16 protein-coding genes are annotated in these 17,130 nt (G+C 49.8%); 3 read left to right on the top strand and 13 right to left on the bottom strand.

The genetic code is table 11. The features are described 5' to 3' along the window. The 12 genes from LLF78_06385 to LLF78_06330 form a co-directional block, all read right to left on the bottom strand. The coding region (locus tag LLF78_06385) for a hypothetical protein (protein ID MCE5202118.1) at positions 1-506 on the bottom strand (506 nt) is incomplete at its 3' end. Between the two features lie 269 nt (positions 507-775). After that, entirely contained in the window at positions 776-1,105 is a 330-nt protein-coding gene (locus LLF78_06380; protein MCE5202117.1) for a hypothetical protein, read from the bottom strand. A 280-nt stretch (positions 1,106-1,385) separates the two neighbouring features. After that, a complete protein-coding gene (locus LLF78_06375) occupies positions 1,386-2,669 on the bottom strand; it encodes an ATP-binding protein (GenBank protein ID MCE5202116.1) in 1,284 nt (427 codons plus the stop codon). A gap of 4 nt (positions 2,670-2,673) precedes the next feature. Further along, positions 2,674-4,563, bottom strand: a complete 1,890-nt coding sequence (gene typA, locus LLF78_06370; GenBank protein ID MCE5202115.1) for a translational GTPase TypA — start codon at positions 4,561-4,563, stop codon at positions 2,674-2,676. A gap of 181 nt (positions 4,564-4,744) precedes the next feature. Beyond that, complete coding sequence (locus LLF78_06365) at positions 4,745-5,404, bottom strand: helix-turn-helix transcriptional regulator (protein MCE5202114.1); 660 nt, start codon at positions 5,402-5,404, stop codon at positions 4,745-4,747. 154 nt (positions 5,405-5,558) lie between these two features. After that, the gene (locus tag LLF78_06360; GenBank protein ID MCE5202113.1) at positions 5,559-6,551 is read right to left on the bottom strand and encodes an ornithine cyclodeaminase family protein; all 993 of its coding nucleotides are present in this window, start codon (positions 6,549-6,551) and stop codon (positions 5,559-5,561) included. Between the two features lie 28 nt (positions 6,552-6,579). Further along, the gene (locus LLF78_06355) at positions 6,580-7,455 is read right to left on the bottom strand and encodes a sulfite exporter TauE/SafE family protein (GenBank protein MCE5202112.1); all 876 of its coding nucleotides are present in this window, start codon (positions 7,453-7,455) and stop codon (positions 6,580-6,582) included. Between the two features lie 331 nt (positions 7,456-7,786). Continuing rightward, positions 7,787-8,704 carry an ROK family protein gene (locus tag LLF78_06350; GenBank protein MCE5202111.1) on the bottom strand — a complete coding sequence of 306 codons (918 nt, stop codon included), beginning with the start codon at positions 8,702-8,704 and terminating at the stop codon, positions 7,787-7,789. 5 nt (positions 8,705-8,709) lie between these two features. Beyond that, positions 8,710-9,540, bottom strand: coding sequence for a M55 family metallopeptidase (locus LLF78_06345; protein MCE5202110.1), 831 nt, complete (start codon positions 9,538-9,540; stop codon positions 8,710-8,712). Continuing rightward, complete coding sequence (locus tag LLF78_06340; protein MCE5202109.1) at positions 9,537-10,559, bottom strand: NADH:flavin oxidoreductase; 1,023 nt, start codon at positions 10,557-10,559, stop codon at positions 9,537-9,539. Before LLF78_06340 ends, LLF78_06345 begins: the two co-directional genes overlap by 4 nt. Before the next feature lie 11 nt (positions 10,560-10,570). Beyond that, positions 10,571-11,665, bottom strand: coding sequence for a redox-regulated ATPase YchF (gene ychF, locus LLF78_06335; GenBank protein ID MCE5202108.1), 1,095 nt, complete (start codon positions 11,663-11,665; stop codon positions 10,571-10,573). 26 nt (positions 11,666-11,691) lie between these two features. Continuing rightward, positions 11,692-12,690 carry a BMP family ABC transporter substrate-binding protein gene (locus LLF78_06330; protein MCE5202107.1) on the bottom strand — a complete coding sequence of 333 codons (999 nt, stop codon included), beginning with the start codon at positions 12,688-12,690 and terminating at the stop codon, positions 11,692-11,694. A gap of 201 nt (positions 12,691-12,891) precedes the next feature. On the opposite strand from LLF78_06330, the gene LLF78_06325 reads away from it, so the two are divergent. The 3 genes from LLF78_06325 to LLF78_06315 all read left to right on the top strand — a co-directional run bounded on the left by LLF78_06325 (position 12,892) and on the right by LLF78_06315 (position 15,910). After that, on the top strand, positions 12,892-13,167 hold the full coding sequence (locus LLF78_06325) for a ferrous iron transport protein A (protein MCE5202106.1): 276 nt from the start codon (positions 12,892-12,894) through the stop codon (positions 13,165-13,167). Further along, complete coding sequence (locus LLF78_06320; GenBank protein MCE5202105.1) at positions 13,164-14,957, top strand: ferrous iron transporter B; 1,794 nt, start codon at positions 13,164-13,166, stop codon at positions 14,955-14,957. The genes LLF78_06325 and LLF78_06320 overlap by 4 nt, the downstream gene beginning before the upstream one ends. A gap of 92 nt (positions 14,958-15,049) precedes the next feature. After that, the gene (locus LLF78_06315) at positions 15,050-15,910 is read left to right on the top strand and encodes a M23 family metallopeptidase (protein MCE5202104.1); all 861 of its coding nucleotides are present in this window, start codon (positions 15,050-15,052) and stop codon (positions 15,908-15,910) included. 33 nt (positions 15,911-15,943) lie between these two features. Here the strand turns inward: LLF78_06315 and LLF78_06310 are convergent, their stop codons facing one another. After that, positions 15,944-17,122, bottom strand: coding sequence for a DegT/DnrJ/EryC1/StrS family aminotransferase (locus LLF78_06310; GenBank protein MCE5202103.1), 1,179 nt, complete (start codon positions 17,120-17,122; stop codon positions 15,944-15,946). Between the last annotated feature and the right edge of the window lie 8 nt (positions 17,123-17,130).

Below are 17,130 nucleotides of genomic sequence, written 5' to 3'. Positions count from 1 at the left end.
CTGTTGTCCGAGAATTTCTTTTCGAAGATCGGCGTAAGGATTTGGGATATGGCTTGCTGTACCATACGGTCTATTGCCGTTGGTATCCCAAGTTTCCTTTGTCCTCCGTCCGGCTTCGGGATGTTTACTCGCTTTACAGGTCCCGGTTTGTAGCTCCCTTTGCTTATGCTCTGTACCAGTTCTGCATAGTGCTCTTTCAGGTGTGCATACATTGCTTCCACTGTCATTTTATCTATTCCTGATGAACCGTGGTTCTTTACTACTCTTTTGTATGCCTCTGCCATGTTGGTTCTGCTGATGATACGTTCGAGCAGCGTCTCTGCGCTTTCTTCCCTACCCACTGATTCAGTGAGTACTATGACTTCTGCTGACTTCTTGAGGTTCAGCCATACGTCGCCGCATGGGTTGTTGGGAGAATTTTTTTTCTTTTTTTTCTTTTCTCCCCGACCGACCTCAAGATCTCCCCGAGTAAGCACACAGACTTTTCCATCATCTATCCGCCGCATTTACACCATAGGATCCGTGCAGTGTTGGGCTTTGTCTTGTTCGGCAGACTCATCCGTCCCACATATGCCTTATATGCGATTTCTGTTCGTCGGACCGAGGGTTTGCCTCCGGCTTCCTTCAGATTCCACCTCACGATGGATACCCTTGCCTTCGGCTAACAGTTCCCACTGCCAAGCCTGTAACGGTCTCTCACCGTCTAGCCTGCGCACATGTCGGGCGCACCCCAAAAAAATGGACTCATCATCCCTGGGATGATGAGTCCATTTTTTTATTCATAATCAGATACTTCCGGTCGATCTTCAGTTATGCCCCTGCTCTCTTTTGCCTTTTCCAGCGCCTTGAGCAGTCTGGCCTCAGCTTTAACGTCAATCGTGAAACCTCTCGTCTTATTACTGTAAAACGACTGAGTCTGATTCAGCGGCTGCCTTGATTTGGGCGATTTATTTCTCTGAAAGCCCCCTGAGCGTTTACGGGCTTGTTCCATCTCTGCGTTGAGAGACCGCATCACCTCGCGCGCCATTATTCTGGAAGGGTGCTTCTGATCCCTGCATAGCTCTGTGATCTCTTCGTTGATCTTCCTTGCTTCAGCGTACTCCATAATAATATCTCCTTATATATCGGACTTTCTCCTATCCGATCCTGAAATATTTTAATCCCGCTTCTAATTTAAGAATGCAAATCAACTGCGTCTTAATATAAAAATGACATACGGGAGGGCGTTAATATTTTCGACTATACGAAAAACCCTACAGATAGTAGTATATACCATAAAAATTAACGAGAATGCTTTCCCTGTATCTTTTGCGGCTTCTTCCGGCGATATTTAGTGAATTGAAAGTATCTAAGATCCTTGCCTGATAGCAAGCAATAACCAGAGGTTACTTTTTCCCTGCGAGAAATTCTATAAATTGACGCGCAGATCGCCCGGAAAAACCTCCATGTTTGAGCTCCCACTGTATGGCACCATGCTCAAGATCTTCCCACTCTGCATCAATACTGTACTCTTTGGCAAGCATGCGCACTATGTTCAGGTATTCTTCCTGCCCTGGCGAGAAGTAGCGGATCATGAGGCCGAATCTGTCTACGAGCGACATGCGTTCCTGCATGGTCTCGGATTCATGCATATCATCATATTTGTCATCTCTGTCGGACCATGACTCTCTCATCAGGTGGCGTCGGTTCGATGTCGCATAGATAAGGACATTATTAGGACGTTTTTCAAGTCCGCCCTCAATGAACGACTTCAGATACTTATATTCTATTTCAAACTTCTCAAACGAGAGGTCGTCCATAAATATTATAAATTTGTAGTTACGGACTTTTATAATGTCGACTATTGCATCAAGGTCTTCCACCTGGTGTTTGTACACTTCGACCATACGCAGACCGCTGGGAGCAAATTCATTAAGCAGGGCCTTGACCGATGATGACTTCCCCGTGCCGCTCTCTCCATAAAGGAGAACATTGTTCGCGGGACGTCCGTCAAGGAATGCCAGAGTGTTATCAGTTAAAATTTTCTTTTGTGTCTCATATCCGACAAGACCTGCGAGGGATATATTTTCGGTATGTGTCACTGGGACAATCTTACCGGAGTGTCCGTCCCATCTGAATGCCTTGTTAAGAGCGAATTGCCCGACGCCATGTTCCATATAGAATCTGGTCAGTTCCCTGTAAAGGCCTCCGGCATAGGGCGCTTTTCTTATAGCGTCAGCAAAAACCTGCACAATTGCTCCGGATGCCCTATCGAATACTTCTCCGTCTATAGCCAGTGGCTTATAGTCACCGAAGCGTCTGAATGCCGAAACCCCAAGCTCCTGATCAAGCTGATTCAAGTCATAGTGCAGATAAAAATGCAGTTCGTCAAGGTCTTCCATCACAAGCTGCCTCAGTGTCCCATCAAGCTGAGCCCTACGCTCCTGCGCTAGGGCGAAAGGGACCTCGCATCCCGCAAAAAGAGTTGCAAGCCAGGACTGCCAGATGTTCCCGCTAAGACCGTATATTTCAGCAGTTGCGGCCATTGTCGCTATACAGTCACAGTATACTGAAGCCGCGTCGGATATCCTCTCTTCATCTATATGTCCGACGTTTTTGATAAGGCCGGTAATGCAGGCAAAGACCTTGTCCTTTTCAAAATCGCGGAACGGCATAAGCCCCTGAAGCATGTTTTTAATCCTCTTCTTCTGTAATACCGGCTCTCATACGCGATTTCTTGCGTTCATCAGCGTTAAGTATCATTTTGCGTATACGTACATTGAGAGGAGTTACTTCAACAAGCTCATCATCGCTTATCCACTCAAGAGCCGTGTCGATCGTCATCGTCCTTGGCACGTCGAGAACAGTTATCATGTCTTTTGTTGCAGAACGGTGGTTCGTCTGCTGTTTACGCTTACTCGGGTTGCACGGTATATCCTTGTTTCGGGAGGCTTCGCCTACTACCTGACCGTTATAGACTGCCTCGCCTGGCTTGATGAACAGTGTGCCGCGCTCCTGGAGGTTATCGAGGGCATATGAAGTAGTTGTGCCACTGTCCATGCTGACAAGTGAGCCACGGCTGCGCGAGTTTATATCTCCGACCCACGGCCCATAACCTACGAAACGAGAGGCAAGTATGCCAAGCCCGCGCGTGTCGGTGAGAAATTCTCCTCTGTAACCGATAAGTCCGCGAGTCGGTATCCTGAATTCAAGTCGAAGGACACCGGTCCCTCCGTTCTGCATGTTTTTAAGCTCACCCTTGCGCTGTGCCAGTTTCTGTATGACTATCCCCTGATATTCCTCCGGAACATCTATTATGAGGTCTTCCATCGGTTCGAGCAATCTGCCGTTTGCATCGTGCTGTACGATGACCTCAGGCCTTGATACGCATATCTCCGAACCCTCGCGTCGTATCTCTTCTATGAGTATGCCGAGATGGAGCTCCCCGCGGCCAGAAACCTTTATACCGTCAGGGCGTCCTATGTCCTCCATACGGAGTGCCGGATCCGTCTTCGTTTCGCGTTCTATCCGTGTCTTCAGCTGACGCAGGGTAATAGCGTTACCATCCTGGCCTGCAAAAGGACTCGTGTTGACAAGAAATAACATAGATACCGTCGGTTCTTCTATATCAAGCGGAGGGATGACCTTATCCGAAATCTCAGGAGCACTTATGGTATCGCCCAGATCTATGTTGTCCGGCCCTGTGAACCACACGATGTCACCTGCTCCGACTGCATCTGTCTCAGTACGGTCAAGGCCATTAGTGACATAGAGGTGCGTGCATGTGGCCAGGTCGGTGGAGACGATCTCCCAGTTTGTCTGGTCATAGTCTGTCCATCTTGTATGGGTGCGCAGCAGTTTATCCCCCTTGCGCAGTGTGCCCTGAAGTATCCTTCCGCAGCCTATGCGCCCAAGATATTCACTCCATGAAAGCGTACAGACCTGCATAAGGAAGGGTTTGTCCATCTCGGCATTTGGTGCCGGCACTTTTTCTATTATTGTTTTGAAGAGATCGTCCATTCCGACCTTAGTATTATCGATATCCTTGTTAAGGTCATCCACAAACCAGCCCTGAAGCCCGGAACCATAAAGCACAGAGAAGTCGCACTGCTCCTCCGTCGCACCAAGCTCTATAAAGAGATCGAATGTCTTGTCAAGTGCGCCGTCTGGGTCGGCATTCGGACGATCGACTTTGTTGACTATTACAATAGGCTTGAGGCCAAGTTTGAGCGCGCGCATCAGAACGTAGCGCGTCTGCGGCATAGGGCCTTCGTTCGCATCAACAAGAAGCAGCACCGAATCGACCATGGAGAGGACCCTCTCCACTTCACCAGAAAAATCGGCATGCCCCGGAGTGTCAACGATATTTATTTTATAGCCGCCCCATTCGACGGTACAGTGTTTCGCTTTGATAGTTATGCCGCGCTCACGCTCTATAGTTCCGGCGTCCATGACGCGTTCTTCAACGACCTGGTTGTCCCTGAAAAGGCGCGCCGCTTTGAATATGCCATCTATCAGCGTAGTCTTTCCGTGGTCGATGTGGGCGATTATTGCAATATTTCTTATCTTTGATGAATCCTGCATTATATATGATCCCTTCATCTTGCAGATTGCCGGAGCTGTTCGGCACAGATTTTTTTCGTGGCTTTTATCCGCGTCGACAGCGCTGGACAAATATACATTATATCACTTCTCAATCTAATAAGTCAAAAAAATCCGCAGCGGCTATTTGGAGCCGCTGCGGATTTTTTTGACAAGCTGTAAATTATTTATCTCTTATGACAGAACGTAGGTCGGCATAAATTGTGTAGCGGCTTTTCTTCATCTCTTTAGCGAGGCTCTCGACCGATCCTTTTAATTTAAAGAAACCTATTTCCTCCATGTATCTTATGCACTGTTTACGCTCTTCGCTGCTCAGGTAGATCAATGGCTTGCCGAATTTCTGACGGGCCTTTTCCATAAACAAATGACCGTCTTTCACACCGCCGAACCGTTCCGCCTTGACAGCGTCAAATGAGAGCGGTTTTGTCTCCATCAGAAAATCTCCCATATCTTTAAGGATACTGCCCCTGGTCATATCATAGTTAATACATAAAAAACCTATAAGCCTTCTGTTTTCGTCACGTATCAGAGAAACCCCTGAACGCATAGCGCGCCCGTTTTCTGCTTCAGACGGATAGTTAGCAATAAAATCAATATCCGCAGCCTTGGGGCTCGTCATAAGAATTTTGCCGAAGTCAGTCATAGGAGCGTCCATATCCCTTCCAGTGAGTTCACCGTTAGCAATAGCCACAATAACTGGTTCCCCGCCTGATACGTCGTGGAGTACTATTTCATAGTCCCTGCCCAGCATCGCGCCAAGAAGCTCAACGACAGGCACAAAGGGCACAAGAAGGGGGTGGCACTTCAGAGAGTTCTTCAACATATCGTTTCGTTCCTCCGGGCACACAAAAATCTAAGGAACCGCTGATCATTACAGTCAAAATACTGAGTGCATGACTATAGCGACTATATCAGCGATCCCTTGATGGGAGAAGGACACGCGGCCCTATACCAGATATAATTATAACGCGTAGCCGTTAAAAATCGATGACAGTTCCTGCTCCGGCCTCTTGTGCCTTTTTTACTATTTCAGCCGCGGCAACTATGTCCAGCGTCGCAAACCCGACCGTCTTCATTATCGTTATCTCATCTTTGCCCTGCCGTCCTGCCACATTGCCAAGGATCAGCTCTCCGAGTTCGCCGGCTATCTTTTCAGAGGAGAACGATCCTTCTTTCATCGGGATAATGAAATCTCCTGCCTCTGCAAGCACAGCCTCCCGGTTATCGACAAAGATCCGGCCGGCCCTGAGAAGAAGCCCTGCCGGCAACTCTCTCTTATCCGGTGTGTAGGAGCCCACGCCGTTAATGTGGCAGCCTGGCTTGATATCATCGCTTGAGAACAGCGGCAGAGAGGATGTCGTGACAGTTGTGATCACATCCGCGCCTGTCACTGCTTCTTTGGGATTTTTTGCCTCTACAAGCCGGACTCCGTGACTGTCTGCGATGGACTGATTTTTTATTATGAAATCAGCAGCCTTGCCGGGAAGAGCGTCGAAAACCCGGATCTCCGTCAGCTCACGCACCGTCATAAGAGCCTCCAGCTGCGCAGCCCCCTGCCCACCGGTACCAAAAAGCGCGCCTATTTTGCTGTCAGGGTTCGAAAGAAGCTCTGTGGCCGCTCCGGATATCCCGGCTGTACGTATCTGCGTGAGGGTAGTCCCCTCTATGATAGCGGTAACCAATCCCGTATCTCCGTCGATAAGCGCGACCGTGGCCGGCACAACAGGGATCCCCTTTGCTGCGTTGCCTGTAAAACAGGAGACTATTTTAACTCCGGCCATGTTAAGATCTCCGCCGACGTATGCAGGCATAAACATGCACTGCCCTGCCTTTGTCTCAGTGTCAAGGTTTATCCGAAGCGGGACATTCGCTTTGCCCTGCGTGTGGAGGACAAAGGCTCTCTTGTCTGCCTCTATGGCATCGCGCATAGAAAAAACTGAAAGTATATCCTCTCTTGATAAAAACAGCATTTTCTTAACCCCCTTGTTATTTATTTTCCTATTTGGCTTCCCTGCCGGAAGTGAATACTGTATGGAGAAGGTTTACTCCCGCTATAAGTATAACAACTGCAACGACCCACTGCAGCATGCTCGTGTCAAGACTTTTGAAGATGAACACCGCTGCCAGGACTCCGAGGATACCGAATACGCTGCTGAACAGGGTGATCTTTCTTCCATACTGCCCCAGGCGTATAAATTCCATTCCGCCGATAGGCACAGAGAAAGTACACGCGCCCATCATTACGGGGAAGGCAATTGCAGGGTTCAGCCCAAGTGCGTATACAGTCGCCATTGTTGGTGCATATGCGCCTATCCCGACATTGTTAAGCGCACCGTATACCAATAGAAGGAGCATGCCGAGAACGAGCTTCACTCCCGAAAGTCCTGTTGCTTCTCCGCCTGAAGGCATCAGTCCGAATTTGCCGGCGATCACAAAGAAGGCCGCAAGAAGGAGTCCAAAACCCATAAAGGTGCGGATGCGATTTACAGGCATCTTAACGACAAAACGCGGTCCGAAATACGCTCCGACCATCTGGGACACTATCAGAAGGACAAGAGTGACCTGGTCTACATGGATCGCTGAAACATACGACAGCGCCATCACCGCAACGGGTATCGCACACTGGGTATTAAGTGTGCCTGGAAGTTTGGCATCATCCACAAGTTTACGGACGCGATACATAACGGTTGAAAGCGCAAAATCGGAGATCCCGAACGTGGAGAGAAAAAACACCAGCGCTCCCCATACCGCCAGCAAAATATTATTCCCGGGCTCCGCCCATGCTTCCTTTTTGTGCTTCATAAAATCCGTAAAGAAACGGAATGCAAATAACCCGTTGATAACAACGATTAGCAGCAGCAATATCCTTACCATCAGAATCAGCCTCCATAAAATAATGTGATATATTTCACGTAAATGGAGAATAGCACACCATACACTTTTTTGTCAACAATACATTTTTATGTATTGTGCTGATGGAACACGACCGCAAGACCTGCAGAGACTTACGGGAGGCTGTTTCATGTAATTACCGCCCATTATGCAGAAATAGAGATTACCTTCAAATTACGTATGATAAGTCGGACAGGAATAAAACCGGACAGCGGAAAATTACGGCATATGGAAAAATCACAGTGTGATCGCGCGCCGTCTGACACAATTTTCGCAGTTTACACGAATAACGGACACGAAACGCGCATATGGATCACGGCATCGGATCTTCAAGAGATTTGAGTGACGCAGCACCAAACAGCGCCGCGTCATTGCCAAGTTTGGATACTATAATATTTAGATATGGCCTGAATGGGTCGGATAAATACGGCAGTGTGCGTTTGGTAAGCTCTTCCGCGATACCGTCTGCGTGACTCATGCCTCCGCTTAGGATCATCGCCTCAGGGTCCGTCGTTACAATGAGCGAGGCTATACCGCGCGCGAGCGCATCGAGCGCCGGCTCAATAATAGATGCTATTGCTTCATTATCTCTGGATCCCCAGAGATATTTGAACTCTCCAGGAAGTCCGGCATTCCGTGCAGATCCTTCTATCCAGTCAGCGGATGCCGAGCTCTCAAGGTGGGAAATCCCCCCGCAGCCGCATATAGTTTTATCGTTCATTACGGCAATGTGTCCTGATTCCCCTGCCATTCCGTGGGCTCCGGCCAAAAGGACTCCGTTTGCGACTATGCCTGTGCCTATGCCCGTACCGAGGGTCATGACAATATAATCCGAGCAGCCGCACGCTGCGCCGCAAAGCCCTTCTCCCAGAGCCGCGCAGTTCGCGTCGTTCTCCATGGACACTTTCGCGTAAAGTCCCCTCAACCGCAGAGCCTCTTTGAGCAGCATAGGAAATTTGATATCCGTAAGTCCTGGGAAGTTTGTCAGCCTTACAACGGTATTGCGTTCCCTGTCAAGAAAACCCGGCATCCCTATGCCGACGTTATCAAGGGGATAATCTGCGGCCAATTCAACGGACAATTCGGTCAAACAATTTATTATATCGTCAAGTTTTCTCCCTGCAGGCGTCGGGATATCGATCCTCGATACTATACGCGGAGTTCCGCAGCCGAATTCGACCAGCGCTGCGGATATATTATGTCCACCCAGATCGATGCCTATCGCACGCATCTCAATCAGAACGGGATCGGATCCGCACAGTCTATCACTGAGCAGAACCAGCGGCGCAGCTCAAAGACATCTTCAGTGCGGAATACAAGAGTCCTGCCTGCGGTCCTTTCGCTCCCGGGGACAAGCCCCGCCGCGTCGGTCTGTGCAGCAGTGTGGAACGTAACTTCCATGTTATACGGGGCGTCTATCCGAAGGCACGGGCATCTGCCATTTACAGCCTTGCCAATGGCTGATTTTACAGCATTTTTGATCATCAGGGATGTTGTTTCCGGCGGAAGTGTTCTCGCTGCTATCCTTCCTACGCCGTCCTTTACCGCACAAGTCTCAAGTTCGGCGCCGAGGATACTTGAGGCTTCCAGACAGACAGCGCTGTCACCGGTCACCAGTCCGACAGGAACGCCAAGTGCCCCGCAAAAAAGTGCATTGAGCGCAGTCTCGCCAAATTTTCGGCCGTTTACCTTGAGCTCGAATATGACTTTCGAGTGGTATGTGTGATCAAGTATCGCCTTCTCGGTTCCAGCCATTGCATGATAACCGACAAAAAAAGCCACATCGTTTCCCGATACGCCCTCAACCATGCCCAATATCTTCGGGCTGCCGCTTATAACCTCGACCCCATCCGGAAACTTGCGGACATCAAGATTTATCATTCTTGCATGAGAATCGTTGACAACTACGGAATCTGCTCCGTATTCAAGCGCAGCCACGGCAGCCGCAAGTGTGTCATGAAGCTGCATGGCACATCCAAAGGAATACTCATTACACATCCGGTCGACCTGGGAGGGATGGACTACGCCGGTCGATCCCTCCATGTCAGAGCTTATATAGACCCTCAATCCAGATCCTCCCTCCATTTGGACAGAAATTCCGGATCCTTGAGCATAAGCCTGCCGACTCCGACCAGATCACATACCTTCTCTTTGAGTAATTTTTCGGCAACATACGCGGTACGGATACCCCCCGTGCATTCGACCGGCACTGAGCCGCCAATAGCGTCACGGATACGGGCGGCATAAGGTGCAAAGTATGCATCATCCGTCCTGTCAAGCCCATAGCCGCAGATATTGCCTGATATGCCTATCATGTCCATGCCAAGCCCTGCAAGTTCACGCGCCACCGGTACCGTCTCGTCAAGGGACAGCCCCTTTGACGGCTCCCCCGGTAAGTAGTCCGCGGCACCGAGCCGTACGGAGACTATCGCCTCCGGCAGCGACTGACGCACTCCATCTGCGACTTCGTAGAGGAACCTGGCCCTTTTTGCGTCGCTTCCGCCATACTCGTCATCGCGCTTATTGGTGAGAGGGCTCAAAAACTGTCCGAGCAGATATCCGTGACTCGCGTGTATCTGAACTCCGTCATAACCTCCGAGCTTTACCATGCGCACAGCGGCATTGACGTAAACCTCGATAAGCTGTTTTATTTCATAAACCTGCAGCACATAAGGCTTCTGTTTTATAGAGTTCCAGCACCTGCCGATCGGGACGCCGGACGGTGAGAACGCCCTGTACTCCGGATCGTCAAACACGGCGGCTTCGGCGACATTGGCCCCGCAATGATTTATCTGAACGATAGCCACAGCGCCGCTATCTTTCAGGATCCCTGAAATTTTTGCATGCGCCTTCGCAGTCTCATCATTGTCGGCAAGAAACTGTGTCGGCCTTGTGCGCCCGCAGAAATGTACGGCATGATGCTCAACTACAACAAGGCCTGTACCGGAAGCTGCAAAACGTTTGTATACCTCGATGGATTTTTCCGACGGCGTCCCGTCGGGCAGAGAACTTGACGAAGCAAGCGGAGCGGATACGACCCGATTGCGAAGGACTTTATCTTTCAGTTCGAATGGTTCAAAAAGCATCTGCACTCCCCCTATACGTTAAACCTTATCTCTATTATGTCTCCGTCTTTGACTATATACTCTTTGCCCTCCAGGCGCAGGCATCCGGCCTTGCGGCATTCGTCAAAGGAGTTGTTGTGCAGCAGGTAGTCATCATAAGCGACTACCTGCGCGCGTATAAATCCCCTTGCCAAGTCCGAATGTATAGCCCCCGCAGCGTCAACAGCGTTATCCCCGTTGTGCAGAGTCCAGGCCCGGACCTCATCCGGGCCGCAAGTGAAGAAGCTGATGAGTCCAAGCACACGGTATGCCTCCTCAATCAGTCTTTCACGCCCCGGCTCAGTGATATTGAGCCCTTCGGTAAATTCAGCTGCCTCTTCTTCCGTAAGCTCTGCGATATCCATCTCAAGTCTTCCATACAAAGTGCAAAGCTTGACCCCCTGTTCCTCGGCACGTTTTTTCAGTCCGTCCCAGCAAGGTATTTTAGTCTCATCTGACTGCGTTTCATCCAGGTTAAGCAGGATAATTTCAGGCTTTGACGTAACAAACGCGAACCCGCGAAGCAGACGCCATTCCTCCGGCTTCAGTCTGATGCTTCGGAGCGGCTTTTCATCCATCAGACAGTCGAAGCACTGCTCAAGAAGTTTCTTCTCAGCCTCTTCGTCAGGGATAAGTTTTTTCTTTGATCGAAGCTTGCCAAGGCGGTTTTCAATAACAGCCAGATCCCTGTAGATAAGTTCATTCTCTATTATCTCCCAGTCCCTCAACGGGTCTATACTGCCCTCGGGATGGGTCACCGAGCTGTTGCCAAAACATCTGATGACATGGATAAGCGCATCGGCATCAGCAACGAACGACAGAAAAGCATTGCCGAGCCCCTCTCCCTTTCCTGCCCCGCGGGACAACCCGGCAAGGTCGACAAACTCGACCTGAGCAGGCGTCTCCTTGCGCGGTTTATGGACCCGGACAAGACAGTCAAAACGCTTATCAGGAACCGATACAACAGCCTTATTTGGATCAGTCTTTCCGCCGGCGTAGGGCTTTACCTCTGCCCCGGCTCTCGTTATGACATTGAATACGGTAGACTTCCCGCTCAGCGGCAGCCCTACTATTCCGCAATGCAGCATCTATTCATCACTCCATCCTTAATATTTTATCTGATTATAATAAGCTTCCTGGCTATCTTATCCCTTATCTCTTCAATTTTATTCCTCACATCGGGCGGGACATTCGTTTTCGCAGTTCTGGTCCAGATAGAGATGTCAATGCATTTTTCGGCTATCCCGAGAGAAATCTCATTCTCTTCAAGATCACCGTTTATATATTTTTCAACGATACTGTACATAACAGAATCGCTGAGCTTCACAATGCTTGTAAGTACGGCATCCGGAAATAGTTCCTCCTGTTCAGTGTCTGAACCTATTACCCAGTAACCGCTTGTAGCGGCTTCGTTTATCGCACCGGTACCGGCTGCTCCGGCCGCGGTGAATATCACATCCGCTCCCTGCTCCCTGAATTTCATGGCCAGATCGCGAGCCCTGCCAAAATCTCCAAAGTCCTTTGTGTAGTCGTGAAGAACTTCTACTCCCGGGTCAATATACCAGGCACCTGCAATATACCCCTTAAGGAAACGCCGTGCAGAGAGAGTGTCCCTCCCAAGGAGAATGGCTATTTTGCCATCCGGATTTATCCTGCTCGATCCCTCCCGCTTTGTCATCGCGGCGGCCAAAGCGCCTGCAAGAAACCCGCCCTCCTCATCACGAAACAGGACTTCTTTAACTCCCGGGATATTTACTTTGTCAAACACAACAAATTTCACATCCGGATATTTTACGAGTATAACAGGCATATATTCGTAATAAGCAGGTTCGGGTATAATTATGAGATCAGATTCACCGGCAGCTTTTTCAAGCATCAGGCGAAGGTTATCACGCGTCTTATATGTATTGTATACTTTGGATGCGATCTTCTTTTTGTAACGGTCCTGCACTTCATTAAGTCCCTTTATACAGGCATCATTTAAACTATACGCATTATCACCCGCAGAACCCGCAAGCATGAGCGCGATCCGTTTCGGCGCAGCGAATGAAGCGCTTGCTGTAATAAAAGAGATACAGGCAAGGAGAAGCAGACAATAAACGAACTTTCTCATTTCAACCATCTCCCTCCATTACAATCTGATTTAGTCTACTACAAATCCGGCCGTTTTTGTTGCAGAATCATCGAAAAATCACACCGGTATAAATCTGCTTTCATACCTTGACATCCTTCGCTAACTGTTAAATAATACTATTAGTTAGCGAAGGATAACTCATTGACCGGTGATTATTTTGGCGGGGAGCTGGATTTAGCTATGAACCTTTTACAGATAAATGACGGGGAATGGACGCGGATCAAAAGCATACCGGAAGGCGAAGCCGGACAGAGGCTTGAAGCACTGGGACTCCGCGCCGGTAAAAAGATCAAGAAAATTTCAGGAATGCCATTCGGCGGTCCTATCACTTTAATGCTTGACGGACGTCATTTCGCCGTTGCACACGGCATTGCAGCACAGATAGAAGTAGAAGCTCCCACTTCCGCAAAATCGGATATCAACGAAAAAAGCAGCATCTGGCAGAGGTTTATATGAGCTGCCGCGACTGCCGTCTCTGTTTTGAGGGGGGAAAATCCTGCCCCGGCAGAGATACAAAATCTCAGCGCATATTGCTCATGGGCAATCCCAACGTCGGCAAAAGCGTATTTTTCTCGCATCTGACAGGCGTGCACGCTCTTTCATCAAACTATCCCGGAACAACAGTGGGCTTCACAGAGGGGAAGATGAAGTACGGAGGCACATGTGCCAGTCTCATCGACGTCCCCGGCGCATATACCCTCGACCCTACAAACGAGGCGGAGGAAATTGCACGCAGGATACTCGAAGAGGGAGCGGACAGGGTAATCATGGTCATCGACGCAACTGCGCTCGAACGCAACCTGGTGTTGGCACTGCAGGTGCTCGAACATGGCCTGCCGGTGATCGTCGCGCTTAATATGGCCGACGAGGCGCGGCATCGCGGAATACTGATAAACATCCCGCAACTCGAGCTTGAGCTCGGAGTGCCGATAGTACCGACAGTAGCAGTCACAGGGCAGGGGCTCGGCAATTTAGTGGCAAAACTGGACGAAGCCCGCCCCAGCCATTTCAAACCGATGTCAAAAGAAAAACGCTGGCAAGTGATCGGAGAGATCATTGATAGGGTACAGACTGTAACACACCGACATCATACTATGATGGACAAGGCGGAGGACATGTCGGCGCGTCCGGTCATAGGAGGGCTGCTCGGTCTGCTTGTCCTTGCCGTTGGCTTTACAGCGATACGCTTCGTTGGGGAGGGGATGATCAGCTATGTTACAGACCCGATTTTTGAAAAATTGTGGCTGCCTCTGCTTGAAAAACTGAGTGCATTACTCGGAGACGGGTACATGCGGGACATACTTATAGGCAAGCTCATCAACGGGTCGATCGACTTTGAACAAAGCCTGGGAGTCCTGTCGACAGGGATTTATGTAGAATTTGGGATGGTGCTGCCATATATCATCGCATTCTACGCCGGACTCAGCTTCCTTGAGGACGTCGGCTACCTTCCGCGTCTTGCCGTCGTCTTTGATGCGCTGCTCCACAAATTCGGGATCCACGGCTATGCTATAATCCCCACACTCCTTGGCTTTGGCTGCAACGTACCGGGGATACTCGGAACGCGGATACTCGAATCCGAACGTGAACGCTTTATTGCAGCAACACTTATCTCTGTCGGCGTCCCATGTGTTTCTATACAGGCAATGCTCTCCGCCACTCTTGGAAAATTCGGGCTTATATACATAGCTGCGGTCTATGGTGTGCTCTTCTGCGTCTGGCTTATACTTGGACGCATTATGCACCTCACGCTGAAGGGCTACAGCCCCGAACTTATCATAGAGATCCCGCCATACCGCCTCCCCTCGATGAAAGCATGGCGCAGCAAACTATGGTTCCGCATAAAAGATTTTTTCTTTGAGGCAACGCCGCTCGTGCTAGGGGGTATTCTTCTCGTTAATCTGCTTGAAAGAATCGGTATAATGGATAAAGCGGCCCGGCTTTTCTCACCCGTCTTTGAAGGTTTCCTTGGGTTGCCCGCCGCAGCTGCCGTCCCAATAGTGATGGGACTTTTCCGCAAGGATATCGCTATGGGGCTGCTGATCCCGCTCGACCTAACTTCGACACAGACCCTGGTCGCGGTAGTGGTGCTCGCTATGACATTCCCCTGCATCGCCACGTTTGTTGTCCTGTGGAGGGAACTTGGAGTCAGACGCACGCTGATGAGCACGGCGATCATGCTGTCAGCGGCAATGGCCACAGGAGGGATGCTTAATTTTATGTTCTTTTTTGCGTCTAAGATCTAAGCATATTTAAAACAAAGGGCAAAGCACCCTCAAACATTTAGAAGGATCTATACTAATATTTGTTGCATTTATTCAGAAGAAATGAGGTAGACATGAAGCTGAAGCTGCTTGCGTCACTTATGCTCATATTTACAGCTTTTTCTTGTGCTTTTGCAGCGGACTCCGTTTCTGTTGCCGCACCTTCGTCGGCCGAAATAGGGCAGCCTTTTGTCGTCACTGTGACAGCTTCCGCTGATTATCGAAACGTAAATATCTCATGGCAGGGCAAAGACGCCGCTCTAGCCCCAATACAGGATAACGGAAAAATTACATACATGGCGCTCCTCGGCACAGATTTGAAGAATGCCAAGGCTGGAACATACACGCTCTCCGTGTCCTGCATGCGGGGCTCGACAAAACTGTATTCGGAGCATCAAATTGAATTGAAGACACACGCCTATCCTTCAGAAAACCTTACCGTCGCCCCAAATAAACTTAACCCGCCAAAAGAAATTATGCGGCGGATCGAGGAGGAAGCCAAACTCGGCAGGGCAGCCATGCGGAGCAATACGCCAGGTTCGGCGCCGGCGCTTCCGCTTGTGCGTCCCGTGCCCGGTGGCCTGAGCTCAGTTTACGGAAAGAGCCGTTACTTGAACGGGGAATTCAAGGGAAGGCACGGGGGGCTCGACATGCGGGCAAAGCCTGGCACCCCTGTAAAAGCGGCTGCTAATGGTATGGTGGTACTGACAGGAGACTTCTGGTTTGCAGGAAAGTGCGTATACATAGACCACGGTGCCGGCATTGTTTCATTCTACGGCCACATGTCAAAGATAATGGCCGCTAAAGGACACAAGGTAAAGGCTGGGGATATAATAGGACTTTCAGGGCAGACAGGACGTGTCACGGGGCCACACCTGCACTTCGGGCTCGCCTGGCGCGGAGAATTCTTCGACCCTTCCTCGCTGATGGAATGACCCGCTGCGGCCTGCTGCCGTGAAATATTGCCGTTACAGTACGGCCTTTGCTCCCTGCCTGACAGAGTGTATTATTTTTTCTATTGTTTTATCGTCCATATTTATGTTTAATCCGAACATTACGGCACGGCTAAGTATTGCATCGCTTTGGGCCATAGTTTCAGGCATGTAGGAGGGAGTTTTTGTGCCAAAAAAGTCTTTTTCTCCTATTTCCTCAAGCGCTTTCCAGTTTTTAGCATAGTGCCAGGCGTTCTCGGCGATGATCTCGCATCCGCAGCCAGCTTCCAAAGTTGCCTTCTGGAATCTCTTTGCCGCTTCAGCCGACGGCAGGAGGAATATCACATGCGTGGCTGTATCGCCGTCGCTGTCGTTCATCGGACGCGGTTTTATACCGGTATCGGCAACTGCATCAAGGATCTTTTTCTTGTTTTCACGGAGTTTTTCCAGTACGGCCGGCATCTTATCCAAGGCCACAAGGCCAAGGGCCCCCTGTATTTCACTAAGCCTGTAATTTACGCCGAAGCCGCATTTTTCATCTGCGCCGCGGTCATGCTCTCTGCTGTGTACATGCCCGTGGTCGTGATAATACTCCATCCTGCGGTACAAGGGTTCGTCATTGGTCAATATCATGCCGCCTTCTCCGACAGTCAGCATTTTATTGGGATCGAAGCTCCATGTTCCACACAGGCCCATACTGCCTAAGCAACGACCCTTGTACGTACCTCCGACAACTTCGCAGGCATCTTCTATAATGGGAATATTATATTTACTGCCTATCACCAGAAATTTGTCCATGTCGGCCGCGACTCCGAACATATGGACCGGAATAATGGCTTTGGTTTTCCTTGTTATAAGCTTTTCAATGCTTTCCGGGTCAAGACTCAGCGTTTCGTCTATATCGCCGAGTATAGGAACGGCATCACAGGCCACTATGGCTTCAATGGTCGCTATGAAAGTGAACGGGGATGTGATCACTTCATCGCCAGGCTGTACTCCGATACCTTTTAGCGCCGTAATAATAGCGGCTGTCCCGCTCGATACCCCAAGGGCAAATTTCGTTCCCGCAATCCGGCTCGCCTTATATTCAAATTCATCTACACGGTATTGCCCGTTCCTTACATTGTGCGATCCGTACCTGTGTATCATTTTTCTCTCTATGACATCTGCGACAGCCCTTATTTCTTCACTGCCGAATATCTCTGTTCCGGCCATATGATCCA

This window comes from Synergistaceae bacterium, from assembly GCA_021372895.1.
In the GTDB taxonomy this organism is placed as follows: Bacteria; Synergistota; Synergistia; order Synergistales; family Synergistaceae; genus JAJFTP01.
The sequence above is the reverse complement of the archived record's forward strand: the minus strand, read 5'-3'. Positions and strand labels throughout refer to the sequence as shown.